Annotated in this window: 11 protein-coding genes; 6 read left to right on the forward strand and 5 right to left on the reverse strand. The window is 49.0% G+C overall.

Going from position 1 to position 12,949, the window contains the following annotated elements:
- The first annotated feature begins 207 nt into the window (after positions 1-207).
- The gene (locus H6F76_RS29895; protein ID WP_199322481.1) at positions 208-489 is read left to right on the forward strand and encodes a hypothetical protein; all 282 of its coding nucleotides are present in this window, start codon (positions 208-210) and stop codon (positions 487-489) included.
- An 86-nt stretch (positions 490-575) separates the two neighbouring features.
- On the opposite strand, the gene H6F76_RS25980 is transcribed toward H6F76_RS29895, so the two are convergent.
- The 3 genes from H6F76_RS25980 to H6F76_RS25990 form a co-directional block, all read right to left on the reverse strand.
- On the reverse strand, positions 576-2,342 hold the full coding sequence (locus H6F76_RS25980) for a ribonuclease J (RefSeq protein ID WP_190512652.1): 1,767 nt from the start codon (positions 2,340-2,342) through the stop codon (positions 576-578).
- Positions 2,343-2,607: 265 nt separating this feature from the next.
- Entirely contained in the window at positions 2,608-3,492 is an 885-nt protein-coding gene (dapA, locus tag H6F76_RS25985; RefSeq protein WP_190512653.1) for a 4-hydroxy-tetrahydrodipicolinate synthase, read from the reverse strand.
- 103 nt (positions 3,493-3,595) lie between these two features.
- Positions 3,596-4,636: an aspartate-semialdehyde dehydrogenase gene (locus H6F76_RS25990; RefSeq protein WP_190512662.1), complete on the reverse strand. Its 1,041-nt coding sequence runs from the start codon at positions 4,634-4,636 to the stop codon at positions 3,596-3,598.
- A gap of 541 nt (positions 4,637-5,177) precedes the next feature.
- Here H6F76_RS25990 and tig point away from each other — a divergent pair.
- The 4 genes from tig (at position 5,178) to H6F76_RS26010 (ending at position 10,077) form a co-directional block, all read left to right on the forward strand.
- Positions 5,178-6,803, forward strand: a complete 1,626-nt coding sequence (tig, locus tag H6F76_RS25995) for a trigger factor (RefSeq protein WP_190512664.1) — start codon at positions 5,178-5,180, stop codon at positions 6,801-6,803.
- Positions 6,804-7,016: 213 nt separating this feature from the next.
- Positions 7,017-7,709 (forward strand): ATP-dependent Clp endopeptidase proteolytic subunit ClpP, encoded by a 693-nt coding sequence (clpP, locus tag H6F76_RS26000; RefSeq protein ID WP_190453188.1) that lies wholly within the window; start codon positions 7,017-7,019, stop codon positions 7,707-7,709.
- Between the two features lie 9 nt (positions 7,710-7,718).
- Positions 7,719-9,068: an ATP-dependent protease ATP-binding subunit ClpX gene (gene clpX / locus H6F76_RS26005; protein ID WP_190453186.1), complete on the forward strand. Its 1,350-nt coding sequence runs from the start codon at positions 7,719-7,721 to the stop codon at positions 9,066-9,068.
- 100 nt (positions 9,069-9,168) lie between these two features.
- Positions 9,169-10,077 (forward strand): alpha/beta hydrolase, encoded by a 909-nt coding sequence (locus H6F76_RS26010; protein ID WP_190512666.1) that lies wholly within the window; start codon positions 9,169-9,171, stop codon positions 10,075-10,077.
- A gap of 62 nt (positions 10,078-10,139) precedes the next feature.
- On the opposite strand, the gene pheA is transcribed toward H6F76_RS26010, so the two are convergent.
- Positions 10,140-10,985, reverse strand: coding sequence for a prephenate dehydratase (pheA, locus tag H6F76_RS26015; RefSeq protein ID WP_190512668.1), 846 nt, complete (start codon positions 10,983-10,985; stop codon positions 10,140-10,142).
- Positions 10,986-11,591: 606 nt separating this feature from the next.
- Between pheA and H6F76_RS26020 the strand changes: the two genes are divergently transcribed.
- Positions 11,592-12,179, forward strand: a complete 588-nt coding sequence (locus H6F76_RS26020; protein WP_190512670.1) for a DUF1997 domain-containing protein — start codon at positions 11,592-11,594, stop codon at positions 12,177-12,179.
- A 34-nt stretch (positions 12,180-12,213) separates the two neighbouring features.
- On the opposite strand, the gene H6F76_RS26025 is transcribed toward H6F76_RS26020, so the two are convergent.
- The gene (locus H6F76_RS26025) at positions 12,214-12,846 is read right to left on the reverse strand and encodes a ribonuclease HII (protein WP_190512672.1); all 633 of its coding nucleotides are present in this window, start codon (positions 12,844-12,846) and stop codon (positions 12,214-12,216) included.
- Positions 12,847-12,949 lie beyond the last annotated feature (103 nt).

Below are 12,949 nucleotides of genomic sequence, written 5' to 3' on the forward strand. Positions count from 1 at the left end.
AAAAGCCTAGGTACATAACTTTATTCACTCCGTTGCGCCTCCGTCATCGACTTTCTAACATCTTTAACAGAACTTTATTTTTTAGATAGGCGAAGATAAATTCACTTTTTCTTAGAGAACATATTTTGCCCAGACATCAGTCGTTAAAAACGTTTTCTTTACATTGATTACCGATTTGATTGTATTAGCAAGGTTTCGAGTCCTACCATGATGCTGATTCGTGAAATTGTCCAACATGCTTTTACAACCGGATGCCTGACGGTTGAAGCAGAAGAGCAACTACGGCAACTTCTGCGGAAAAAGTATGATGTCAACGACTTTAAAGCGTTTATGCTGCTGCAACAGGCGGCAATGTCTGGCTCAGTTCGACAAGAATCACGCGAACGGGCATTATACGAGTGTGCGGTCTCCAAGCGCGCTGCATCTGATCGCGCTCTTTCAAGTTGTGTGTTGGCAGACCGCACGACCGCTACTAGTAGCAGGGTATAACGCAAAAAGCGAGGCGCTATCACTAACACCTCGGCTTAATTTGCTTTGACTAACGTGCTTTGACTACCGCTACCGCCGTCAGCGGCTTACGACGCAATGACAGCAGTACGTCGACCGCGAGGGGCTGCTTCTCGGACAGGTGGCTCATTCGGTGTTTGGAGTAGAAACACCAGTAACGGATTGCTTTGCAGATCTCGACGCATCATCCGTTGAATCTCGCGTTCAATCTGTGTTTGTAGACCAACCCAGTCAACTTCAAGCTGCCCATCAGTGCCAACGGGACGAGCAAATTCTTGCCAGCGATCGCGCAGTACACCATTAATCGCTGTTTCAACCGCTGTTTGCAGCTTCGGTCGCTCTAACGATGTCACCACACCGCTCAAATGTACCTGTGGTTTTGCAATCACTGTACCAGCCCAGTCGATCGCGGTAGCCACTGTAACAATACCGTCACCGGCAAGCTGCTGACGCTCGCGTAACACTTTATTGTTGACCACTCCAGAGCGCGATGTATCAACGAGTTCAATACCAGATGGCACTTTGCCTGCTACGCGCATTGTGGTTTCAGTTAGTTCCACCACATCACCGTTGTCAATAATCACCATATTCTCAGCCGGTACACCAACGCTCTGAGCCGTCTGAGAATGCTTGACCAGCATCCGGTGTTCCCCATGAACAGGCAAAAAGAACTTGGGTCGGGTTAAGCCCAGCATGAGCTTTTGGTCTTCCTGGCAACCGTGCCCAGACACGTGAATGCCATGTTCTTTACCATAGATAACCTTGGCACCCTTCATCATCAGCTTGTCGATCGTGTTAACGACTGCGATCGTGTTTCCAGGAATCGGGTTTGCCGAAAAGACGACTGTATCGCCTTCACGAATTTTGACCTGACGATGCTCACCGTTAGCAATGCGAGTCATCGCTGACATTGGTTCACCCTGTGAACCAGTGGTAAGGATCAAAACATGCTCATCTGATAGCTTTTGGAGCACATGCAGGGGTTGAAACAGGCTGTCTTCGCACTTGATATAACCCAAAGTACGAGCATGAGCGATAAGATTCAGCATCGATCGCCCAACCACTGACACCACGCGCCCGTTCTTTTTCGCCAGTTCTAGGATGATGTTGATGCGGTGAACGGACGATGCAAACGTCGTGACCAACAAACGTCCCTGCGCTTGGGAGAAGGCGCGATCGAGACCCGGAATGACCGCCCGTTCAGAGGGTGTGCTGCCTGCAACTTCCGAATTGGTCGAGTCACTGATCAGACATTGAACGCCTTTTTCGCCGTATTCTGCCAGTCGCTGAAAGTCAAAATACTCGCCATCAACGGGTGTGTGGTCAACTTTGAAGTCGCCTGTATGAATAACCACACCGACTGGGGTACGAATCGCGACGGTAAAGCTATCAGCCATCGAGTGGGTATTGCGAATGAATTCTACGAAAAACGATTTGCCTAAACGCACTACGTCGCGTGGACCAACCGTTCGCAGTTCTGTTCGTTTCGCAACACCTGCTTCATTCAGCTTGTCCTTCAGTAGCGACATGGCTAAACGAGGACCATAGATGACAGGAATGTCGAATTGCTTGAGATGAAATGCGATACCGCCAATATGGTCTTCGTGACCATGCGTGACAATCATGCCCTTAATTTTGTGGCGGTTCTCTCGCAGATAGGTCATATCTGGCAGAACAATGTTTACCCCGTGCATGCCGTCTGTCGGAAAGGCAAGACCAGCATCGAGCAAAATGATTTCATCATCGATCTCAAAGACACAGGTGTTCTTGCCGATCTCATGCAGTCCACCAAGGGGAATAATTTTCAGCGCAGGTGAAGCGTTCTTTTGGGTCATTGGCATCCTTAATTGAGGTGTAAAGAGTAAAAAATGAGCAGTTGAGGGCGGTTAAAACAATTGCAGCCAGCGACCCAAATCAATAACGGTGCTTAAGAATAAAAATTCTTGATAAACGCTTTAATAAAACCGTTCCGAAGAATTGAGTGGAGGCGTTGGTCTGCTCAAACTAGCGCCAGTCATTCAAACGTCTTTGGTAGTAAAAGTCGTTGGTGCAGGTAGTGAACTATTTAGTTGTCGAGAAACTTTATGGCGCTGCTAATGCCTAAATGAGAGCTAACTCTGCCATCACTGAGGCTAGCGTCTCGGTCAAATCAGTGGTGGAATCAACGAGCGGGAGACGGGTAGAACCCACTTGCCAACCTTGTAGCCTGAGCGCTGCTTTAACAGGAATCGGGTTAGCTGTGATAAACAAGGCTTTGAACAACGGGAGAAGCTCTAGGTGAATCCTAGTGGCGATCGCATGCTGACCCGTCTCAAAAGCCTGGATCATCTGCTGGAGCTGTAAACCAACTAGATGACTAGCAACGCTGACAACACCCTTACCACCGATTGCTAGCAGCGGTAGAGTGATTGAGTCATCTCCAGAGTAGAGTGCAAACTCGGGTGGTGTCAAACGCTGAATCTCACTTGCTTGATCAAGATTTCCAGTCGATTCCTTAATTGCCACAATATTTTCGATTTTGGCAAGACGACCCACTGTTTCAGCCTGCAAATTCTGACCAGTGCGCCCTGGCACGTTGTAAAGCATCAACGGCATATCTGGTGCAGCTTCCGCAATTGCCTTAAAGTGCTGATACAACCCCTCTTGGGGAGGCTTGTTGTAGTATGGCACAACCTGCAACGAACCATCTAGCCCTAGTTTAGCTGCTTTTTGGGTGGCTGCGATCGCTTCTCGCGTTGAGTTTGACCCTGTACCCGCAATTACCTTCGCGTTGCCTGCCACTGCTTGCCGTACCACTTGGAAGAGTTCGTATTCTTCATCCCAGGTCAGAGTCGGTGATTCGCCGGTCGTGCCACAGACGACTAGCGTATCGGTGCCGTGCTCTGCCAAGTAGGACGCAAGCTTGGCGGCGATCACAAAATCAACGCTGCCGTCCTCTTTAAACGGCGTGATCATTGCAGTTAAAACACGTCCAAAATTCACCACATTGTTTCAGTTGTTAGTTAATTGTTTGCCAGTCGGACTGATGTATTGACTGGTTAAACAGCCTGACTGGTAGATGCTGATCACTAGCTAACCGCTCATTGCTCTAATTGGCAAGAGCGATCGCTGGTCGGACTAAATTCTGCTGCACCAACAGCTCGGCAATCTGCACTGCATTCAGTGCTGCACCCTTACGAATCTGGTCGCCGCAGAGCCAAAGTTCCAAACCAGCAGCATGGGATAGATCTTGGCGGATGCGCCCGACGAGCACCTCATCTTTGCCACTGGCATCGATTGGCATGGGAAAGTAGTTTGCTTCCCAATCTTCCACCAGCTTAACGCCTGGAGCTTGACTTAGGATAGCCCGCGCTTGTGCCACATCAAACGGTTGGTCAAACTCCAGGTTAATTGCTTCAGAGTGCGCCCGCAATACGGGAACCCGCACACACGTTGCTGTTACCCGCAAATTAGGAGCACCAAAGATTTTACGCGTCTCGTTAACCATTTTCATTTCTTCTTCGCAATAGCCCTCCCCATTTAGTGGAGAGTTGTGCGGAAACAGATTGAACGCCAGTGGGTAGGGGAAAAGCTCTGCGACGGGTTCTTGTCCCTGCAAAATTGCCTGCGTCTGCGTTTTAACTTCCTCCATTGCTCGTGCCCCAGCGCCACTAGCAGACTGATAAGTCGCTGCGACAATACGCCGGATAGGTTGCACTTGATGTAACGGATAGATGGCAACTGCCATCAAAATCGTTGTGCAGTTGGGGTTTGCAATGATGCCCTGGTGCGCTGCGGCTGCCTGGGGGTTTACCTCTGGCACTACCAAGGGCACAGTCGGGTTCAGCCGAAAGGCACTGGAGTTGTCAATGACTACAGCACCAGCAGCGACCGCTTTAGCTGCCCATGCCTTTGACACCGATGCGCCAGCCGAAGCCAACACTAGATCAATCTGTTTGAAGCTATCGTCATTGACGGCTTCTAGAGGCAACTGCTCTCCTTTGAAAGTAAGCGTCCGTCCTGTCGATCGTGCTGATGCCAGTAGCTTCAGATCTGCCAGGGGAAAGTCTCGCTGCTCCAATAGCTCTAGTAGTTCGGTGCCGACTGCACCGGTTGCCCCTAAAATAGCAACCCGATAGGGATGAACCAACGTAGTCTCCTTTTCAATAAAAAGTGTGAGCTTTCAGCCGTCAGCTTTCAGCTTCATCATTTACATGCTAAGAAACTTACATGCCAAGGAACAATCAACTGCTCCATAACTTACGCTTAGGGCTAACTGCTGTCCGCTTACCTTTAATAAGCTTTTAAGCTCTACGCATCAATCACACGTTACTAATGCAAGCTGCGGTAGCTTCAGTTAGCACTTTTATTCAGCATACATTTCATCCAGCATACAACTGAGGGTCGCGTTCAAAGGCTGGCGCAATTTTTCGTAAACCTAAGTAAACTCTGTAGCGATCGCTGCCATCTTGCCTCACTCTATCGACCCAATGGTTAAGATTCTTCTAAACTAAGCGTTAACCCTCTGGCAGAATCAGTTACGATTACTTACTGCGGTGATGTTGAGAACAGCGATCGCCTGCTCTTGAATGTTTGATCTTTGTCTGACGTTGAGTGAGTGATTCTGCGACCCTCGAGCCATGCCTGACCGAATCCATCACTAATAGTAATTGTCTGTAGCGAATATACCGATGAAAGTTACTCAGGAAAAACTTCCCGCTAGCCAAATTGGCTTGGAAATTGAAATTACGCCGGAAATGTCTCAAAAGGCATACGAGCAAGTCATTCAAAAATTTACTCGTACTGCCAATATTCCTGGGTTTCGTAAAGGCAAGGTGCCACGACAGGTGCTGGTTCAGCGTTTTGGCTCCATGCAATTGAAAGCAACAGCGCTAGAAGAGTTAATTGATGAGACGCTGAAACAGGCGATCGAGCAAGAAAAAATTGACGCACTGGGCAACTTTCAACTGCGATCGTCCTTTGAGGAGTTGGTGAGCCAGTTTGCGCCTGGCTCAGCACTCACGTTTTCTGCTTCGGTTGATGTGCAGCCCGAGGTAACGCTCCAGCAATATACTGACTTTCAGCTTCAGGCAGAAGAAATCAAGCCCGATGCTGAACGAGTCGAGAAGGTACTCCAGCAATATCAAGAGCAAACCGCAACCTTGATCCCCGTCGAAGGACGTGCTGCCCAATTCGGCGACACTACTGTTATTGACTACAAGGGCGTGCTGGTCAGCGATGATCCTGATGCCGAGCCGGAGCCATTTCCAGGTGGCGAAGCGGAAGACTTTCAGGTAGAGCTGGCCGAAGGGAAGTTCATTGAAGGTTTCATTGATGGCATTGTAGGGATGAACCCAGGCGAGACAAAAGACCTTCCAATCCCGTTTCCAGCCGATTACACACAGGAAACGTTGGCTGGTCGAGACGCAATCTTTACGATTACTCTGAAAGAGATTAAAGAAAAAGAGCTACCTGCACTCGATGACGATTTTGCTCAAGAGGTCAGTGAGTTTAAAACACTGGCAGAGCTACGATCGTCACTTGAAGCGCGTTACGTCGAAGAAGCCGACGAGAAGACCAAGGCGAATAAAGAACAGGCAATTCTAGATGAACTGCTCAAGCACATTGAGGTTGAGCTACCAGAAACCTTGATTGAGCGAGAAATGACCTATCTCCTCAATCAGACAGCGATGCAACTCCAAAATCAGGGCATTGATGTCAAGCGGTTATTTAACCAGGACACAATTCCAATGCTGAAAGAGCGATCGCGCCCCGAAGCCATCGATCGCATCAAGCGCACTCTGGCATTGGGCGAAGTTGCTAAGCGGGAGTCTATTAAGGTTGAGCCGAATGAAGTTAAGGCAAAAGTGACTGAACTGATGGCAGAACTTGGCGATCGCGACATTGATCCCGATCGTTTGCAAGCCGTTGTCACCGAAGATTTGCTCAAAGAAAAAATTGTGGACTGGCTGCTTGAGCGGTCTACGGTAGAGCTTGTCCCTGAAGGCACACTAGCAAAACCAGAGGATAACGCAGAGGCAGACGACATAGAAGCTAATGAGGCAGAAGTAACTGAAACAGCAGCTAACAGCACCATTGATGTTACGCCAGTTGTTGATACTGAAGCTAGTAACACCACTGATGTCGTTGACGCAACCGAAACTGAACCAGTGGCTCTAGACGCAGCCTTGCCATCAACTCAAGCCGTAGGAGCTAGCGATGAGACGAGCGCAACCGACAATACTACTGATACCGAGAAACCCAAAAAAGCACGTAAGGCGGCGAAAGCAAAAGCAGAATCCTCTGACAGCGAGTAACATTTCGTCTATCCTATGTCAGTAAGATATGTGAGCAAGACGCTACGCCTCACAACACCGGGCTACAATAGCAGAGCTTTTCGCTCGATGCGCCCACAAGTCACAAGTTAGTTAAGGCATAATGTTTGGATATACGTATGCGATTCCCACAGCAAATCGCTGATGCTGATTCGTAAACCCGGTCTACAGTGACTTCAGGCGATAACACCTACTATGTTTGTATCCCGTTCCCCTAACTACTCTATTAACAGCTTGAATGCACTGGATGTCACGTCGCTGGGTCCCAGCAATGTGGTGCCTATGGTGGTCGAGCAATCCGGTCGCGGTGAACGTGCGTTTGACATCTACTCTCGTCTGCTGAGAGAGCGCATTGTCTTCCTGGGCACACCAATCGACGACAACGTTTCCGACTCGATCGTGGCTCAACTGCTGTTTTTGGACGCTGAAGACCCAGAAAAAGACATTCAGCTTTACATCAATTCCCCTGGCGGTTCAGTAACCGCAGGTATGGCAATTTATGACACCATGCAGCAAGTACGCTCTGATGTTGTTACTATTTGCTTTGGCTTGGCAGCAAGCATGGGGGCATTCTTACTAGCAGCAGGCGCTAAAGGTAAGCGGATGTCTTTGCCAAACTCGCGCATCATGATCCATCAGCCCCTTGGTGGTGCTCAGGGGCAAGCCGTTGATATCGAAATCCAGGCAAAAGAAATTCTTTACCACAAGCGCAAGTTGAGCGAACTGCTGGCGCACCATACGGGACAACCGTTTGAACGGGTAGAAATGGATACCGAGCGCGACTTTTTCATGTCCGCTGCTGAAGCAAAAGATTATGGACTGGTTGACCAAGTCATTTCCAGACAAAATCTTCCTAAAGCTGGAGAAGCTGTTGCCGCCGTTAACTAAGAGGTAGATATGGCTAACAAGTATGACTCCCATCTCAAATGTTCCTTTTGCGGCAAGTCTCAGGAGCAGGTTCGTAAGCTCATAGCCGGACCGGGAGTTTACATTTGTGATGAATGCGTTGACCTCTGTAACGAAATTCTGGATGAAGAGTTGTTCGATTCCAGCGCCGCAGCACCGCAGCCAGTGCCACGGCGAGAACAATCACCCGAAAAACGCAAGGCGCGGTCTGCAAACCTTTCTCTTAACCAGATCCCGAAACCGAGAGAAATTAAAAAGTACCTTGATGAACACGTCATCGGGCAAGATGACGCTAAGAAGGTGTTGTCGGTTGCGGTCTACAACCACTACAAGCGTCTGAGCTTTATTCAATCAAAAGGTGGCAGCAGTAAGCCATCTACTGATGACCTCGTTGAATTGCAAAAATCAAACATTCTCTTAATTGGACCTACAGGCTGCGGCAAAACTCTCCTCGCTCAAACGCTAGCAGAAATTTTGGATGTACCGTTTGCTGTGGCTGATGCAACCACGCTGACTGAAGCGGGCTACGTGGGTGAAGATGTCGAGAACATTTTGCTGCGGTTGCTGCAAGTTGCCGATCTGGATGTTGAAGAAGCCCAGCGAGGCATTATTTACATTGACGAAATCGATAAGATTGCTCGCAAGAGTGAAAACCCATCGATTACGCGGGATGTCTCTGGCGAAGGTGTGCAGCAAGCACTGCTGAAGATGTTGGAGGGAACTGTTGCTAACGTACCGCCACAGGGTGGACGCAAGCATCCTTATCAGGACTGCATTCAAATTGATACAGGCAATATCCTCTTTATTTGTGGTGGTGCCTTTGTTGGTTTAGATAAAGCGGTAGAGCAACGCATTGGGAAGAAGTCGATGGGCTTTATCCAGCCTGGAGAAGCACAACCGAAAGATAAACGGACGGCAGATGTGTTACGTCACATGGAGCCGGATGATCTGGTTAAGTTCGGTATGATTCCAGAGTTTATCGGGCGAGTGCCTGTTATGGCTGTAGTAAACCCGCTGGATGAAGATGCGCTGACAGAGATTCTAACCGAGCCTCGCAATGCACTGGTGAAGCAGTATCAAAAGCTTCTGAAGATGGATAATGTAACGCTGGAGTTCCGGCAGGATGCAGTGCGTGCGATCGCTCAAGAAGCCTACCGTCGCAAAACAGGCGCTCGTGCCCTCCGTAGCATTGTTGAGGAGTTAATGCTAGACGTGATGTACGAATTGCCCTCTCGTAAAGACGTGACTCGCTGTAGCATTACGCGCGAGATGGTTGAGAAGCGATCAACAGCAGAACTAATCATCCATCCATCGTCGTTGCCTAAGCCTGAATCAGCTTAACAAAACCTGAATCTGCTTAAATAGTTGGGAGTGTTGAGTGATGAGTTTTGCATAAAGGTTGAACTTGAAACTCATCACTCAACGTTTACTATCTGTAAAAATGTCTTACGTCAGCGTTAACGGTTTTAATCACTATTACGAGTGGGTTACAGAGGCAGGCACTCAGAAGCCTACTGGTAAGCCTGTCTTCGTCTTTATACATGGTTGGGGTGGCTCTGCTCGCTACTGGGAAAGTACAGCAAGGGAATTTTCCGACCGCTTTGATTGTCTTCTCTACGATATGCGTGGATTTGGGCGATCGCGCTCTAATGTTAGCGAGTCGCCTTTGGCTGAACCACCGGAAACCGCTGCCGAACTCAGCTATGAGCTAGAAAGCTACGCGGACGATCTTGCTGGGCTTTTGGATGCGCTTGGCTTACAGCGCGTGTCCTTGAATGCTCATTCGATGGGCGCGTCTGTTGCGACTTTTTTCCTGAATCTCTATGCCGATCGCGTCGATCGCGCTGTTCTTACCTGTAGCGGCATTTTTGAGTATGACGAAAAAGCCTTTAATGCCTTCTACAAGTTTGGTGGGTACGTCGTTAAATTTCGTCCACGCTTGCTGTACGGACTCCCATTTATCGATCGACTGTTCATGCAGCGTTTTCTGCACCGTCCCCTGCCTACAGCTATTAGTCGATCGTTTCTGAACGATTTTTTGATGGCAGATTATGGTGCAGCCTTAGGCACTATTTTTACTTGCGTCAGCAAAAAGGCAACAGAGGTGATGCCGCAAGAATTTGCACGTCTGACTGTCCCGACGCTGCTGATTTCAGGCGAGCGTGACATCATCATCCCTGCTGAAATGGGTCGGCAAGCGGCTGCTTTAAGCGACAAAATTCAATACGTCGTAATACCAGATACGGCTCACTTTCCGATGCTAGAAGATCCGTCAAGCTATCTTCAGCTTGTTCGAGAGTTTTTGGGTGTTAGCACTGTTCAACCCTCTGTAGCCGGCAGCAGGGAGTAGAGAAAAGGCAAAAGGTAAAACAAACTTAACGCTCAAAACGTTTAGCCTTTAGCCTTCCTCCTTTAGCTTTTAGCAGTGGGCAAAATATCATAGCTACCGAAGACTTTTAGCGTTTCGGTGTCTTTGGCAAGTTCTGCCAGCGTTGCTTGTACGTCGGGCTTACGGGCATCGGCTTCCAGGTCAACAAAAAACAAGTAGTCGCCAAGCGATCGCTTCGTTGGACGTGACTCAATATGGCTGAGGTTAATGCCTCGGCTAGCAAAGACTTGTAACGGTTTAACGAGGGAACCCGGCAAATCGTGAACAGTAAATGCGAGTGACGTATGGCTACCACCAGGAGACGGTTGCTGGCTAAGTATCCAGAAGCGCGTGCAGTTATCAGGATGGTCGTTGATCGAGTCAGCGAGCACAGGCAGGTTATACAATTCAGCAGCGCGAGGGGAAGAAATCGCGGCGCTTGTAGCGTCTTCCCCCAACGATTGCAGCGCTTCAGTGGTCGAACTAGTGGGAATTAACTGGGCTGTGGGCAGAAACTTTTCGAGCCACCCTTGACATTGAGCTAGCGCCTGTGGATGAGAGTAAACCGTCTGGATTACGTCGAGCGCGGGAGCCTGAGACAACAGCGCGTGTGAAATTGGCAAGATCAACGCCCACTGAATTTGCAAGTTGCCAAACCGCCATAGCCCATCTAATGTGGCAGGAACGCTGCCCTCAGTCGAGTTTTCGATCGGCACAACTGCTACATCAGCATTACCTTCAGCAACGGCTCGTAGAGAGAGAGCAATGCTGGGGTAAGGGCAGAGCAGTGATTCTTGTCCTGTGCTTGCAGTGAGCCAGCTTGCATACTGAAGAGCAGCGGCTTCAGCATTGGTGCCAATAGGTCCTAAGTGGGCGATCGATACTGCCATAGCGTTTCTTCTCTAGTTCTGCCTGCCATTACTTAGCTTGCCATTAAAATTACCCTGTTCAGCCGCAAGACAGGTAGCTATAACGCATTAGATCAGTGGTGGCTAATCAGTTGCGCGATCGGGTTGGTAGGTAACCCAAGCAGCTTCACTTAGTTATATTTACTCATCAATTACTCTCTTAGCTTTAAGTAGCTGAACGTAATGATTGATAAGCTGACTTCCGACTTCGCTTTCGATCTGAGCGCCCTTCGGCTTGAGCGCTCAGATCGAAAGCTCAAGGCTCTCAGTCCTGTGGGTCAGCGGGTTGAGCGCAGTCGAAACCAGTTTCTAAGTAGTGCTTAATTTAGTCCTCCGACTGAATTTGTTTTCTCTACTGATGAAAATCAACTTGCTATCAAAACTCACCCTAGCAATGATTCTTCTCATGTTTCTCATCGAAAAGGGCGTTGTGGCTCAGAATTCTGCAAGAATAGTCTGTGAAAGGAAAGCGCGTGAATCTACTGAAGTAGATCTACTGAAAAAGGTGCAGTCACATTCCTTCATATCTACTTAAGATTAATAGTAACTACCTGATTTTTTCTACCACCTACTCGTGGCTTTTCAGCTATGTATACACGCTTTACTGCCTCTCAAGCTGTTGAAATGGCAGTTCAAGAGCAGCCTGTTCCGATTCAACACTATTTGCGGCAGCCTCAGCGCGTTGTGGCTGCTCTCGCTGCTTCAAGCCAAATTGAGCCGTTTGGTGACGAGCGTTTTCGCTTGAAGATGCGCCCGTTAAACTTCATGATGCTGACCATTCAGCCAATTGTAGATTTGCGCGTTTGGGCTGATTCAGACGGTACCGTGTACGTACAGTCAGTTGGTTGTGAGATTCGGGGTGTTGAGTACATTAACCAGCGCTTTAAGCTGAACCTGGTGGGCAAGCTACAGCCCCAGCAGGTGAACGGCAAAACTGTTTTGAAGGGTAGGGCAGATCTAGAAGTGCAGGTTGATGTGCCCCCACCGCTCGACTTTACGCCAAAACCGTTTTTAGAAGCAACCGGTAACGGGCTGCTTAAAAGCGTTTTGCTGACTGTAAAGCAGCGCCTCATACACCATCTTTTAGCAGATTACGGTGCGTGGGCAAGCTCAAACCTGGGTCAAATGTCAGCAGTGAAGCCGTCTGTTGCACCGACAAATAACCCGATCGCCTGACTTTTGCCTTACTCTCACTTCCCATCGTTACCTTTTAGATGCGGCATGGGCTGAATGATCGCCGATGCAGGCGTGAAACTCCATACGTTTGTAAGGCTAGGCGATGGGCAGGCGTGCCGTACCCTTTATTAGCTGCCAGATTGTAGCCAGGGTATTTGGCATCCAGACGCGTAATCAATTCGTCACGCCACACCTTGGCGAGAATGCTGGCAGCAGCGATCGCTAGTGATCGGCGATCGCCTTGCACAACGGTCTGTTGTGGTAACGCTAGTCCTGGAATGCGTTTATTACCATCAATTAAGCAAAGTGCTGGTGTTACTTTTAGCTTAAGTACAGCGCGCTTCATCGCTAGCAGCGACGCTTGTAGAATATTGAGGCGATCGATTTCCCAGACCGAAGCGTAGCTTACCTGATACGCCAAGGCATGAACGCGAATGATCTCTGCCAGTAGCAGCCGACGCTCTGGTGATAGAAGCTTGCTGTCAGTTACACCAGCTTTAGTCAATATGGGCGCTGCCTCTACAGACAAAATCACAGCCGCTGCTACTACAGGACCAAACAGGGCACCCCGCCCCACCTCGTCTACACCAGCCACCAGTGCTGGCAGCGCTATGCCATCCAAAACGGGCAGAGTTAACTGATGCGTTGGAGGTTGTTGTTGCTCCATAAAGGACACTCGAGGGCGATCAAAACTAGGCAAGAAACAACGCGTATGCGCCAAAAAATTTTGTCAGGTCAAGACTTTAAACTCAACCTGACTTAGCACCCGA

Source organism: Leptolyngbya sp. FACHB-321 (assembly GCF_014695975.1).
In the GTDB taxonomy this organism is placed as follows: Bacteria; Cyanobacteriota; Cyanobacteriia; order Leptolyngbyales; family Leptolyngbyaceae; genus Stenomitos.